9 protein-coding genes are annotated in these 13,226 nt (G+C 73.5%); 4 read left to right on the top strand and 5 right to left on the bottom strand.

Features of this window, described 5'->3' with window-relative positions; translation table 11 throughout:
• Positions 1–15 precede the first annotated feature (15 nt).
• Positions 16–1,239, bottom strand: a complete 1,224-nt coding sequence (locus DWV08_RS06985; RefSeq protein ID WP_115413137.1) for an N-acetylglucosamine-6-phosphate deacetylase — start codon at positions 1,237–1,239, stop codon at positions 16–18.
• An 83-nt stretch (positions 1,240–1,322) separates the two neighbouring features.
• Complete coding sequence (nucS, locus tag DWV08_RS06980) at positions 1,323–2,030, bottom strand: endonuclease NucS (RefSeq protein ID WP_115413136.1); 708 nt, start codon at positions 2,028–2,030, stop codon at positions 1,323–1,325.
• 207 nt (positions 2,031–2,237) lie between these two features.
• On the opposite strand from nucS, the gene DWV08_RS06975 reads away from it, so the two are divergent.
• The 3 genes from DWV08_RS06975 (at position 2,238) to DWV08_RS06965 (ending at position 5,207) form a co-directional block, all read left to right on the top strand.
• Entirely contained in the window at positions 2,238–3,098 is an 861-nt protein-coding gene (locus tag DWV08_RS06975; protein ID WP_241237364.1) for a hypothetical protein, read from the top strand.
• Positions 3,095–4,183: a DUF8094 domain-containing protein gene (locus tag DWV08_RS06970; RefSeq protein ID WP_115413135.1), complete on the top strand. Its 1,089-nt coding sequence runs from the start codon at positions 3,095–3,097 to the stop codon at positions 4,181–4,183. The genes DWV08_RS06975 and DWV08_RS06970 overlap by 4 nt, the downstream gene beginning before the upstream one ends.
• Before the next feature lie 127 nt (positions 4,184–4,310).
• Complete coding sequence (locus tag DWV08_RS06965) at positions 4,311–5,207, top strand: co-chaperone YbbN (protein WP_115413134.1); 897 nt, start codon at positions 4,311–4,313, stop codon at positions 5,205–5,207.
• A 42-nt stretch (positions 5,208–5,249) separates the two neighbouring features.
• Here the strand turns inward: DWV08_RS06965 and glgB are convergent, their stop codons facing one another.
• From glgB to glgX, 3 genes are all read right to left on the bottom strand, one after another.
• Complete coding sequence (gene glgB, locus DWV08_RS06960; protein WP_115413133.1) at positions 5,250–7,451, bottom strand: 1,4-alpha-glucan branching protein GlgB; 2,202 nt, start codon at positions 7,449–7,451, stop codon at positions 5,250–5,252.
• Position 7,452: 1 nt separating this feature from the next.
• Positions 7,453–9,480, bottom strand: a complete 2,028-nt coding sequence (locus DWV08_RS06955; protein ID WP_115413132.1) for a maltotransferase domain-containing protein — start codon at positions 9,478–9,480, stop codon at positions 7,453–7,455.
• A 64-nt stretch (positions 9,481–9,544) separates the two neighbouring features.
• Complete coding sequence (gene glgX, locus DWV08_RS06950) at positions 9,545–11,788, bottom strand: glycogen debranching protein GlgX (protein WP_115413131.1); 2,244 nt, start codon at positions 11,786–11,788, stop codon at positions 9,545–9,547.
• Between the two features lie 246 nt (positions 11,789–12,034).
• Between glgX and DWV08_RS06945 the strand changes: the two genes are divergently transcribed.
• Positions 12,035–13,219, top strand: a complete 1,185-nt coding sequence (locus DWV08_RS06945; RefSeq protein WP_241237365.1) for an AAA family ATPase — start codon at positions 12,035–12,037, stop codon at positions 13,217–13,219.
• Positions 13,220–13,226 lie beyond the last annotated feature (7 nt).

Below are 13,226 nucleotides of genomic sequence, written 5' to 3'. Positions count from 1 at the left end.
GGTCCGCCCGCGGGATCAGTCCGCGACCAGCGCGCCTCCGCGCAGCACCGTCACCGGGGCCAGCCGCTCGTCCACCAGCACCGCGTCCGCGCGTCGACCCGCCGCGAGCGTGCCGATCCGATCCTGCATCCCCAGCACCTCCGCGGGCGTCGCGGAGGCCGCGCGCACCGCACGCACCAGGTCCACACCGGCCTCCAGCACCGCGAAGCGCACCACGTCCAGCAGGTGCGCGGTGCCGCCGGCGATCGCGCCGCCGTCGGTGAGGGTGGCCACGCCCGCCTCGACGGTGACGTCCAGGGAGCCCAGTCGATACTGTCCCTCCGGCATGCCGGCGGCGGCCATCGCGTCGGTGACCAGCACCACGGCGTCCTCCGCGGCGAGGGCGAACACGTGCGCGACGGTGCGGGCGTCGAGGTGGACGCCGTCGGCGATGACCTCCACCACCAGCTCGCCCCGGGCCGCGGCGTCGAGCGCGGCCAGTGCGGGCCCCGGATCGCGGTGATGGATGGGACGCATGCCGTTGAACAGGTGGGTGGCGGTGGGGCGCGGGGAGCGCCCGCGATGACGGCGCAGCGCCTCGCCGGAGAGTCCCACGGCGCGGGTCATCGAGGCGCTGGAGCCGTCGGTGTGGCCCAGCGAGGGCAGCGCCCCCACCTCGGCGAGCACCTCGAGCACGGCGTCGGAGCCCTCCACCTCCGGGGCGACGGTCATCGTGGCGAGGGCGCCGCCGGCGAGGTCCGCGAGCTCCCGCACCAGCGCCGTGTCACCGGCGACGATGTGCTCGGGGTTCTGGGCGCCTCGGCGTGCCACGGAGAGGAACGGTCCCTCGAGGTGGAGCGCGGCGATCTCGCCGTCGGCGGCGAGGCGGGCCAGATCGGCGACGCGGGCGCGTAGCGTCGCGGCGTCGGCGGTGACCAGGGACGCGACCAGCGAGGTGGTGCCGTGCCGGCGGTGCTCGCGCACGGCGGTGAGCATCTGGCCGGGACCGGTCGCATCCGGGAAGGACTCCCCTCCGCCGCCGTGGCAGTGGAGGTCCACGAGCCCGGGGAGGATCAGTCCGTCGTGCGCGAGGGTGCGGGCGGCCTCGTGCGGCGGGGCCTGCGAGGCCGGCCCCGCCCAGGTGATGCGTTCGCCGTCCACGAGCACCAGGGCGTCGGGGACGAGTCCCTGCGCGAGCACGGCGGTGCCGCGGACGGCGAGGTCCACGGTGGGGGAGTCGGGGGCGGTGTGGGTGCTCATGTGCTCTCCCTCGAGGCGGTGCCGGGCGGTGGGGCGGTGGGGCGGGCGGCGACGGGTGGCGGGGATCTGCCGGCCGGCGCGGGTCAGAACAGGCGGGACTCGGCGTCGTCGATGCCGCGCAGCGCGTCGTAGTCGAGGGTCACGCAGTCGATCCCGCGGTCGGCGGCGAGCACCTTGGCCTGCGGCTTGATCGCCTGGGCGGCGAAGACGCCGCGCACCGGGGCGAGTAGCGGATCACGGTTCAGCAGCTCGAGGTACCGGGTGAGCTGCTCGACGCCGTCGATCTCTCCGCGACGCTTGATCTCGATGGCCACGGAGCCGCCGTTCTCGTCACGCGCGAGGATGTCCACGGGGCCGATCGCGGTGAAGTACTCGCGGCGCACCAGCGACCACCCCTCGCCGAGGGTGCCGATGTTCTCCGCCAGCAGGGCCTGCAGGTGCGCCTCCACGCCATCCTTCTGCAGGCCGGGGTCCACGCCGAGCTCGTGCGCGGAGTCCTCGTGGATCTCGTGCAGCCGTACCCGCAGCCGATCCCCGGACTTGTCGTGCACCACGTCCCACTGCTCGATCCAGTCGCCCTCCGGATCCTCCTGCGCCTCGGCGTCGCCGCGGCGGGAGGTGGTGAGCGTGCAGGGCGGGCTCATCCAGTTCAAGGGTTTGTAGCTGCCGCCGTCGGAGTGGACCAGCACGCTGCCATCGGCCTTGATGATCAGCAGGCGCGGCGCCAGCGGGAGGTGGGCGGTGAGTCGACCGGTGTAGTCGACGGAGCAGCGGGCAACGACGAGACGCACCCGGCCAGGGTATTACACCGCCGGGGTATGCCGGGAGCGCGCGCGGTGTGAGCATCCGTGCACGTGAGAGTTCTATGAGAGGGACATGAGGAGTGCTTTACCCAGGTGCAGATGCTCACTCGGGCCTGTCGCGGCCCCGATGCGGCTCGTATCGTGGCCGGGTCCCCTGCTCGGTATGTGCCGAGCCCCGTCGAAGGAGCTTCTACCGTGCAACGACTCCTGGCCGTCCTCCTGGTGCTGATCGGCCTCATCGGCCTCGTGCTGGGCCGTCTGGGCGAGACCACCTGGGCCCCGGCGACCGAGACCACCGCGACGGTGACGATGTCCGATCCCGGCGCGGCCGTGGTGCTCGATCCCGGCGTGCTCTACGTGGGCGGCGAGGACGGCGAGGCCGTCATCGAGGGCGCCTCGGACGTCTCCGTGATCACCGCCGGCGACGGCGACATCGAGGCGTACCTGGAGGAGGTTCGCTACACCCGGATCACTGGGGCGAGCGACTGGACCACCCTCTCCACCCAGGAGGTGAACCCGGACGGCGCCGCGGAGATCGACGATCCCACCTCGTCGGACCTCTGGCGCTCCGTGGACACGCAGCCGAGCCCGTACACGATCGACATCGCGGACTTCCGCGCCGGCGAGGACGGCGCCTACCGGTCGCTGCTGATCGTCACCGACGGCACCGAGCCCGGGGCGGAGTCTGTGTCGATCACCTGGCCGGTGGACGCCGAGAACGAGTGGGTGCCCTTCGCCTACGCCGGGGGCGCCGCGATCGCGGTGATCGGCCTGGTGCTGCTGGTGGTCTCGCTGGGCGGCCGTCGTCGCGAGCGGGACGACCAGGTGGAGGAGTCGAGCGCCGCACCCGCTGCGCCCTTCCTCGCGCACGGCGCCGCGACCGCCGGGGAGGAGACCGCCGACTCCGGCCCCGAGGACGACGACGCATGGTCCGAGCGGGCGGCCGAGGGCTCCGACGCGGAGCCCTCCGCCGGGACCGAGGACCGCACCGCCGCCGGCCCCGACGACGACCGCACCGAGCAGATCGACGCCGTCGACGACGAGGACCCCCGATGACCCGCCCCGACCAGCGCCGCAGCGCACGGAAGGACTCCACGATGAGCACTGCCCCCTTCGGCCGCCGCGGCCTCCTCCTGGGCACCGGCGGTCTGCTGGCCTCGGGCGTCCTCGCGGCCTGCTCCTCGGAGCCGGCGCCGCCGGCCGCGCCGCCCACCGGCACGCCGGCCGAGCAGCCTGTCCCGGCGCAGACTACCGAGCAGTTCGCCCGGATCATCCCCGAGATCAACGAGACCGTTCTCGCAGCGGACGAGGCGCGCGACGCCGACGGCCTGGCACCGCGCGTGAGCGGCTCCGCCGCCGAGTTCCGCAAGGCCGCCTACGAGATGATCGAGAAGGCGGAGGAGTGGGCGGAGCAGCTGCGCGTGCCCGGCACGGAGCTGATCGTCCCGATGACCTCGGTCTCCGCGGAGTTCCCGCGGGTGGCGATCGCCCTGGTGGAGGACTCGGTCGAGGACGGCGTGCCGTACTTCGTGGCGCTGCGCCAGGAGAAGGCCACCGCCGAGTACACCACCTGGGGCTGGGCCCAGCAGGCGGTGGGCGTGGAGATGCCGACGGTCCCCAACGCCGCGGTGGGCGCGGAGCCGCTGGACCGTGAGGCGGAGGGCCTGCTGATGGCCCCGGCGAAGGCGCTCGCGCTGTACGCGAGCGTGCTGTCCAACGGGGACTCCAAGGACCCCGACGACCTCCTGGCGCCCAACCCCTTCCAGACCGCCACCCACGAGAACATCCAGGGGGAGCGCTCGGAGCTGAACCAGGGCGTGGAGTGGGACGAGGCCGCCACCATCCACGAGCGCTACTCGGTGGACGAGGACGAGTTCGTGGGCCTGCGCACCGAGGACGGCGGCGCGATCGTGATGGCGACCCTGCGCTCCACCCGCCGGGTGAAGGTGAAGGACGGCGCCACCATGCGCTACGCCGAGGACAACGAGTACACCAAGGTGATCGGCACCAAGGAGTTCACCTCCGAGTACGTGCGCGAGTACGGCACGCACGTCGCCCTCCACATCCCCTCGAAGGACGCCGGCGGGCAGGTCCAGCCGATCGCCGCCTCGCAGATCGCGGTGGGCGCCAGCGGGGAGTGAGCCGCCGGGCGGCCGCCCCGGGAGCCGGGGTGCGAGCGGCGACCGCGGCGGCGGGGCGCGGGATGCTCCGCCCGCCGACGAACTCCCTACACTGGCACCGTCCCCCATTCCACGAAGGAGTTCACCTGTGACCGATCCGTATGGAGTCATCGACCTCGCGGCGCTGAAGCAGCCCGCCGGCGGGCAGGACGCCGGCGCGGCCGATGCCGGAACCCCCTCGGCGCACGAGATCGCCGTCACCGAGCAGGGCCTCGAGCAGCTGATCGCCGATTCCCAGCAGATCCCCACGCTGCTGCTGGTGACCAGCTCCCGCGTGCCCGACGGCGCGCAGTTCCTGGCCTCGCTGCGCCGCGGCGTCGACGCCCAGGGCGGCGCGATCCGCCTGGGCACGGTCGACGCCGACACGCAGCAGCGGGTGGCGGGCGCGCTGCGGGTGCAGCAGCTGCCCACCCTGCTGCTGCTCATCCAGGGGCAGCTGCAGCCGATCGTGCAGTCCGTGCTGCCGGACGCGGAGATCGACTCCCTGCTCGCGCAGGTGGTCGAGGTGGCGCGCCAGCAGGGCATGGAGCTGCCCGAGGGCGAGGCGCCGCAGGCCCCGGCCGAGGAGCCGCTGCCGCCGCTGATCGCGGAGGCGTACGCGGCGATCGAGCGCGGCGATCTCGACGCCGCGGAGGCGGCGTACCGCAGCCAGCTGCAGGAGGCGCCGGCCGATGCCGAGGCGAAAGCGGGCCTGGCCACGGTGTCGCTCATGCAGCGCACGAGCGACGCGGATCTCGCCGCCGCCCGGGAGGCCGCCGCGCAGCGGCCCGCGGACCTCGACGCCCAGCTGCTGGTCGCGGACCTCGACATGCTCGGAGGTCACGTGGAGGACGCCTTCGGCCGCCTGCTGGAGCAGCTCCGCGGCGCCGACCAGGAGACCAAGGACGCCGTGCGCGCCCGCCTGCTGGAGCTGTTCGAGGTGGCCGGCCCGGACGACCCCCGCGTCGGCCCGGCCCGCAAGCGCCTGGCGAACCTCCTGTTCTGACCCGCGCCGCAGGCGCCGGCCGCTGAGCCGGCGCCTGCGTGCTCAGGCCTCGCGGAGGCGGGAGGGCGCCAGCAGCACCGCTCCCAGCGGCGGGACGGAGAGCCGCACCGAGTGGTCGCGGCCGTGCAGGGGCAGCGCCTCGGCATGCACGCGCCCCAGGTTCCCTACGCCGCTGCCGCCGTAGACGGGGGCGTCGGAGTTGAGCACCTCCAGCCAGGTGCCGCCCTCGGGCAGCGGGATGCGGTAGTCGTGCCAGGGCTGCGCGGAGAAGTTCACCACCGCCACCACGGGATCCCCGGCCGCATCGCGCCGCACGAACGAGAGCACGTTGTGCTCGGCGTCGTCCCCGATCAGCCACTCGAAGCCGCCGGGCTCCTGGTCGCGCTCGTACAGCGCCGGGAACTCGGCCTGGAGGGCATTGAGGTCCCGCACCAGCTGCTGGGCGCCGCGGTGCAGCGGGTACTCCAGCAGCCACCACGGCAGTCCCGCCTGCTCGGACCACTCGGTGCCCTGGGCGAACTCGATGCCCATGAAGATCAGCTGCTTGCCCGGATGGGTCCACTGGAAGGCGAGGTAGGCGCGCAACGTCGCGGCCTGCTGCCGGTCGTCGCCGGGGGCCTTGCGCAGCAGGGAGCCCTTGCCGTGCACCACCTCGTCGTGGCTCAGCGGCAGCACGAAGTTCTCCGAGTACTGGTAGACCATCGAGAACGTCAGCTCGCCGTGGTGGTACTGGCGGTGGATCGGGTCCTGGCCGAGGTACTCCAGGGTGTCGTGCATCCAGCCCATGTTCCACTTGAAGCCGAAGCCCAGCCCGCCGGCGTCGGTGGGGCGGGTGACGCCGGGGAACGAGGTGGACTCCTCGGCGATCATCATGATCCCCGGCGCGCGCTTGTACGCGGTCGCGGTGGCCTCCTGCAGGAAGGCGATGTTCTCGAGGTCCTCGCGCCCGCCGTGGCGGTTGGCGACCCACTGACCGTCCTCGCGCGAGTAGTCGAGGTACAGCATGGAGGCCACGGCATCCACCCGGAGCGCGTCGACGTGGAACTCCTCGAGCCAGTAGCAGGCGTTGGCGACCAGGAAGTTGCGCACCTCGTGGCGGCCGGTGTCGAAGATGTAGGTGCCCCAGTCGGGATGCTCGCCGCGGCGGGGATCGGCGTGCTCGTACAGCGGAGTGCCGTCGAAGCGGCCCAGCGCCCACTCGTCCTTGGGGAAGTGCGCCGGCACCCAGTCCAGGATCACGCCGATGCCGGCGTTGTGCAGGGTGTCGACGAGGTGGCGCAGCTCGTCGGGGGAGCCCAGCCGGGAGGTGGGGGCGTAGTAGCCGGTGACCTGGTATCCCCAGGAGCCGCCGAAGGGGTGCTCGGCCACGGGCATGAACTCGACGTGGGTGAAGCCCATGTCCCGCACGTACTCCGTGAGCTCGTCCGCGAGCTCCCTGTACCCCAGGCCCGGGCGCCAGCTGGCCAGGTGCACCTCGTAGACGGACATCCGGGAGGCGAGCGGATCCCGCCCGGCGCGCTCGGCGAGCCAGTGCTCGTCGCTCCACTCGAAGTCGCTGCGGGTGATCACGGAGCCGGTGGCGGGCGGGACCTCCGCGAAGCGGGCCATCGGGTCCGCCTTGTCCCGCCAGGTGCCGTCCGCCCCCAGGATGCGGTACTTGTAGACCTCGCCGTCGCCGGCGCCGGGCACGAACAGCTCCCACACCCCGGACTCTCCCAGGGAGCGCAGCGCATGGCCGCGTCCGTCCCAGCCGTTGAAGGAGCCCACCACCTGGACGGCGCGCGCATTCGGCGCCCACACGGCGAAGGAGGTCCCCTCCACCCCGTCGACGGTGCGCACGTGCGCGCCCAACGCCCGCCACAGCTCCTCGTGGCGGCCCTCGCGGATCAGGTGCAGGTCCAGCTCCCCGATCGTGGGCAGGAAGCGGTAGGGCTCCTCGAGGTCGACCGGCTCGTCCCCGGCGGACCAGGTCACCCGGATCCGGTGGGAGGGCAGCGCGGTGCGGGCCACGGTGGTCACCCAGATGCCGCCTCGCTCGTGCTCCATCGTCACCGTGCCGCCCTCGGGGAGCACCAGCTCCACCACGTGCGCGAGGGGCTTGAGCGTGCGCACGGTGATCCCGCCGCCGTACTCGTGGGCGCCGAGCACGGAGTGCGGGTCGTGATGGCTGCCGGCCGCCGTGGCGCCCAGGGCGTGCTCGCCGAGCGGCATCGCCGGGACGGAGGGGGTGGGGGTCTCGGTCATGTCAGCTCTCCTCGGGGTGGATGATCCGCAGCACGTGCGCGGGCCGGTCGGCCGCGCTCAGGATCACGAAGGGGTCGCGGCCCCAGCGGAAGCGCTCGCCGGTGAGCAGGTCCTCGACGTCGAAGGCGTCCCCCACGCCGAGCGCGTCGAGATCGAGGTGCACGGCGGTGTGGGCGTCGCGGTCGTGCGCGGTGAGCGAGACCACCAGCACGGTGTCCGGGGACCCGGTGCCGCTCGCCGCGGCGTCGAGGTGCTTGGAGAACACCAGCACCTGCTCGTCGTCCGCCTCGTGGAAGCGGATCGTGGTGAGGGTCTGCAGCGCGGGGTGCGCGCGCCGGATCCGGTTCAGCGAGGCCAGCAGCGGCTCCAGGCTCTCCCCGCGGGCCAGCGCCCCGGCGTAGTCCCGGGGCGTGAACTCGTACTTCTCGTTGTCGATCTGCTCCTGCGCGCCGGGGCGGGGCACGTCCTCCACCAGCTCGTAGCCGCTGTAGATGCCCCAGGTGGGCACCAGGGTCGCGGCGAGGATCGCCCGCAGCACGAAGGCGCTGCGGCCGCCGGAGCTCATGTACGGGGTGAGGATGTCGTGGGTGGTGGGCCAGAAGCTGGGGCGCATGTACGGCGCCGCCTCCACCAGCTCCTCGAGGTACTCCCGCAGCTCCTCGGCGGTCTCGCGCCAGGTGAAGTAGGTGTAGGACTGGTGGTATCCCACCTTCCCCAGGGTGTGCATCATCGTGGGCCGGGTGAACGCCTCGGCCAGGAAGATCACCTCGGGATGGGTCCGGTCGAACTCGGCCAGCAGCTCCTCCCAGAAGCGCACCGGCTTGGTGTGCGGGTTGTCGACGCGGAACAGGGTCACCCCGTGGGCCACCCAGTGCTCGAGCATGTCGCGGATCGCGGTGTAGAGCCCCTCGTAGTCGGTGTCGAAGCTGAGGGGGTAGATGTCCTGGTACTTCTTCGGGGGGTTCTCCGCGTAGGCGATCGTGCCGTCGGCCCGCACCGTGAACCACTCGGGATGCTCGCTCACCCAGGGGTGGTCCGGCGAGCACTGCAGCGCGATGTCCATCGCGACCTCGAGGCCCAGCTCCTTCGCCCGGTCCACGAAGGCGTCGAAGTCCTCCAGCGTGCCCAGCTCGGGGTGGATGGCGTCGTGGCCGCCGTCCGGCGAGCCGATCGCGTACGGGGAGCCGGGATCGCCGGGCTGCGGGTCCAGGGTGTTGTTGCGCCCCTTGCGGAAGGTGGTGCCGATGGGGTGGATCGGGGTGAGGTAGGCGACGTCGAAGCCCATCTGCGCGATCCGGTCCAGGGAGCGGGCGGCGGTGCGCAGCGTGCCCGAGGTCCAGCCGTGCTCGGGGGTGAAGTGCGCTCCCTCGGAGCGCGGGAAGAACTCGTACCAGGAGCCGTACAGCGCACGGCGCCGCTGCACCACGAGCCGGTACGGGCCGGCCGCGGTGACGCCCTCGCGCAGAGGCCGCTCGGCGAGGATGCCGCGGAGGTCCGCGGCCAGCGCCGGCGCCACCCGGGCGGCGGCGGGCAGGCCGGGGGAGCGCAGGCTCTCCAGCGCGGCCCGCACCACCGGGCCGTCGGCGGCGGGCCGGGTGCCCTGCTCCACCTCCTCCAGCACGCGCTCCAGCACCAGGGCGCCCTCGGCGCAGACCAGGTCCTGGTCGATCCCCGCGGGGATCTTCACCTCGGCGGTGTGTGCCCAGGTCTCGTACGGCGCGGAGTAGGCCTCGATCCGGAAGCTCCAGTGCCCGGTGGCGTCGGGGCGGATCTCGGTCTCCCACCGGTCCAGGCCCGGATTGGTCGAGCGCAGCGACTGCCGGGTCTCCCGGCCGTCGGGGTCGGTGAGCACCAGCTGCACGCCCATCGCGTCGTGTCCCTCGCGGAAGGCGTTGGCGCCGACGGCGACGGTCTCTCCCTCGACGCACCGGGCGGGGAAGCGGCCGCCGTCCACCACGGGACGCACCCCCATGATCGGGATCCTCCCGATCCCGGCGCCCAGTCCCTCGAGGTCTGCGGTCTCTGACATGGCCTCTCCTGCCTGGGTGCCCACGGGGAACGGGGCGGCCCTGCGACGATCGTCGTGACAGCCCTCACGATAGCCCGTTCGCGACGCTCCCTGCGGGGTCGGCGGCGATCGCGACGACCACCACGGCGCCGGGCCCCACGGTGACCGTGCGGTCATCGAGCGGGGCGTGGTCCAGCAGCGTCGGTGACTCGAGCGCGGTGTCCATCACCACGCGGGCGTCGCCCTGCGGCCACGGCGCGGCGGGCAGCGGCACCCGCAGCGGTTCGGCGCCCGAGGAGAGCAGCACCAGCAGGTGCTCGGCGCCCGGATGGCCGCGGCGGGCGGGGCGCAGCATGCCCAGCAGGTGCTGGGAGGGGTCCATCCACTCCTCATGGGTCAGCGGCCGGCCGTCGGCGCCGAACCACGCCACCTGGTCGGCGTCCGGCGCCGCGGGATCGGCGGGGCGCAGGAAGTGCGGGGTGCGCAGCTGCGGGTGCTCGCGCCGCAGGCGCAGCAGGTGCGCGGTGGTCTCCTGCAGCGCCTCCGCGGCGCGGCTGCGGTCCCAGTGCACCCAGGAGATCTCGTTGTCCTGGCAGTAGGCGTTGTTGTTGCCCTGCTGGGTGCGGCCCCGCTCGTCCCCGGCGGTGAGCATCGGGGTGCCCGAGCCCAGCAGCAGGGTGGCCAGGATGCTGCGGGCGGTGCGGCGGCGGCGCTCCTCGAGCACCGCCGCCTCCGGCGAGCCGGCGGGCAGCTCGCCCTCGTGCCCGTGGTGGTAGGAACGGTTGTCGGAGGTGCCGTCGCGGTTGTCCTCCCCGTTGGCCTCGTTGCGCTTGGTCTCGTAGACGGTGAGGTCGCGCAGGGTGAGTCCGTCGTGCGCGGTGACGTAGTTGATCGAGGCCCAGGGGGCGCGCAGGCTGCGCCCCGCCGGGAGCTCGAGCGGGTCCCGGGCGGTGAACAGGTCGCTGGAGCCGGCCATCCGGGTGGCGAGATCGCGCACGCCGCCGATCGCCTCGGTGCCGGTGCGCTCCCGCAGCCCCCGGTCGGAGAGCCAGAAGGAGCGCACGTCGTCGCGGAAGGCGTCGTTCCACTCCGCGAAGGGCACGGGGAAGCGGCCGGTCTGCCAGCCGTCGGTGCCCACGTCCCACGGCTCGGCGATCAGCTTCACGTCCCGCAGCACCGGGTCCGTGGCGATCGCGCGCAGCAGCGGATGGTCAGGGCGGAAGCCGTGGTCGTCCCGGCCCAGCGTGGCGGCGAGGTCAAAGCGGAAGCCGTCCACGTGCATCTCCTGCACCCAGTACCGCAGGGAGGAGAGGATCAGATCCATCACGTGCAGCGAGCGGGGGTCCAGGGTGCCGCCGGTGCCGGTGACGTCCACGAAGCGGCCGTGGTCGGTCCAGTAGTGCTCGAGGTTGTCCAGGCCGCGCAGGCTGAGCGCCGGTCCGTCGGCGCCGCCCTCGGCGGTGTGGTTGTAGACCACGTCGAGGATCACCTCGAAGCCCTCGGCGTGCAGGGTGCGGACCATCGCCTTGACCTCGTCGACCACGGCCTGCGCGCCGGCCGCCTGCGCGGCCGCGGTGGCCAGCGACGGCTCCGGGGCGAAGTACGACATCGTCGAGTAGCCCCAGTAGTTCGTCAGCCCCAGGCGGGTCAGGTGCGGTTCGTCCATCGCCGCGTGCACGGGCAGCAGCTCGAGGCTGGTCACGCCCAGGCTCCGCAGATGGTCGAGGACGGCCGGGTGCGCGAGTCCCGCGTAGGTGCCGCGCTGCTCCGGGGGCACGGCGGGGTGCAGCTGCGTGAAGCCCTTTACGTGCAGCTCGTAGAGCACCGTCGCGTCCCAGCCGATCCGCGGCCGGCGGTCCTCCTGCCAGTCGAAGGCGTCGGAGACCACGACGGACCACACCGCGTCGTCCCCGTTGTCCGCCTCGGCGCGGCGGGCCGGGTCCCCGACCCGGTCCAGCATCGCGTCCACCTCGGAGGGGAAGAACGAGCTCAGCAGCGGCGAGGAGTGCGACACGCCGCGCGCCCGCGGATCCTGCAGCAGCCGGTGCGGGCTGCACAGCAGGCCGTCGGCCGGGGCCCACGGCCCCAGCGCCCGCAGGCCGTAGCGCGTGCCCGGGATCATCCCGGTGACGTGGTCCCAGTGCAGGCCGCCGTCCACGTGCCGCAGGCGCCGGCGCTGCTCGGTGCTGCCCCGACGGATGCACAGGTCCACGGCCTCCGCCCGCGGGGCGGCGACCGCGAAGGTGCCGCGCCCCTGCTCGTCCACCACCAGGCCGGGGGAGGTGGGGGCGCAGGGCGGGGTCAGGCGGTCGTCTCGGTCTGCGGGCACGGCCGCATTCTTCCACCGCGCCGCCCCGGATGCGCCCTCCGCGTGACCCGTGCCGCTAGGATCGTCGCGGCGGTCCCGTCGCGCTCACGGCGCGGAGCGGATCGTCGGCACGAGCGATCCGTCCGCCGGGTCCGGCCGGTCCGGCCTCCGGCCGCCTCGGGGGAGGTGGGCCGCGCGGCCCATGAGCGGGCCGCCCGTGCGGCACCGCAGGCACCAGCAGAACGTACGACGGGGGAACCGCAGCGCATGAGCAACCCACCCAGCCCGCACCCGGGGGGCCCGGCGCGTCCCGCCGCCCCGCCCGCGCCCGCCGGCGCGCCCGCGCCGACGGGACACTCCGCCCCGTCGGCCCCCGGCCCCGGCCCGGTCCCGTCGGGCCCCGGCCCCGCCCGCCAGGGTGCGGCGCCCGGTGCGGGCCGTCCCGGCCAGTTCGCGCCCGCGAGCGCCGCGATCGCGCCGGCGGAGCTCGAGCGGAGCGCCTCGATCATCGGCACCATCACCGGGGTGTTCCAGTCCCGGGTGGTGGGGCAGGAGAACCTGCGCACCACGCTGCTGGCCGCGCTCGCCGCCGGCGGGCACGTGCTGCTGGAGTCGGTGCCCGGCCTGGCCAAGACCACTGCGGCCAGCGCCCTGGCCTCCTCGATCACGGGCTCCTTCGCCCGCATCCAGTGCACGCCGGACCTGATGCCGAACGACATCATCGGCACCCAGATCTTCAACTACGGCTCCGGGACCTTCACCACCCAGCTGGGGCCGGTGCACGCCAACGTGGTGCTGCTGGACGAGATCAACCGCTCGAGCGCCAAGACGCAGTCGGCGATGCTCGAGGCGATGCAGGAGCGGCAGACCTCGATCGGCGGCGAGGTGCACCGCCTGCCCGAGCCGTTCATGGTGCTGGCCACCCAGAACCCGATCGAGGAGGAGGGCACGTACGTGCTCCCCGAGGCGCAGATGGATCGCTTCCTCATGAAGGAGATCCTCACCTATCCGCGCCCCGGCGAGGAGCACGAGATCCTCGACCGCTCCACCGCCGGCAGCCTCACCGGGCCACGCGAGGCGGTGGGCTCGGTCTCCCTGGAGGACGTGCGCTTCCTCCAGACGATGGTGGACCAGGTGTACGTGGACCCGGCCGTGAAGCGCTACATCATCGACCTGGTGTTCACCACCCGCGGCTCGGGCCCGCGCCCGGTGCCCAACCTCACCCAGTCCGTGCGGGTGGGGGCCAGCCCCCGCGGCTCCCTCGCCCTGATGCGGGTCGCGCAGGCGAACGCCCTGCTCCAGGGCCGCGACTACGTGACCCCGGACGACGTGCGCGCCATGCGCTACGGGGTGCTGCGCCACCGCCTGGTGCTCACCTTCGACGCGCTCGCCAGCGGCATCAAGCCCGAGCAGATCATCGACGCGGTGTTCCACGCCGTGCCGATGCCCTGAGCGGCCC

The organism is Brachybacterium saurashtrense (assembly GCF_003355475.1).
Classification (GTDB): Bacteria; Actinomycetota; Actinomycetes; order Actinomycetales; family Dermabacteraceae; genus Brachybacterium; species Brachybacterium saurashtrense.
This window is presented reverse-complemented; position numbering and strand designations above follow the sequence as displayed.

What these genes read in the sequence shown, in the direction of transcription:
- DWV08_RS06945 (WP_241237365.1), top strand. Translation starts at nt 12,035, where the DNA reads ATGAGCAACCCACCCAGCCCGCACCCGGGGGGCCCGGCGCGTCCCGCC.
- DWV08_RS06970 (WP_115413135.1), top strand. Translation starts at nt 3,095, where the DNA reads ATGACCCGCCCCGACCAGCGCCGCAGCGCACGGAAGGACTCCACGATG.
- DWV08_RS06955 (WP_115413132.1), bottom strand. Translation starts at nt 9,480, where the DNA reads ATGTCAGAGACCGCAGACCTCGAGGGACTGGGCGCCGGGATCGGGAGG.
- DWV08_RS06985 (WP_115413137.1), bottom strand. Translation starts at nt 1,239, where the DNA reads ATGAGCACCCACACCGCCCCCGACTCCCCCACCGTGGACCTCGCCGTC.
- glgB (WP_115413133.1), bottom strand. Translation starts at nt 7,451, where the DNA reads ATGACCGAGACCCCCACCCCCTCCGTCCCGGCGATGCCGCTCGGCGAG.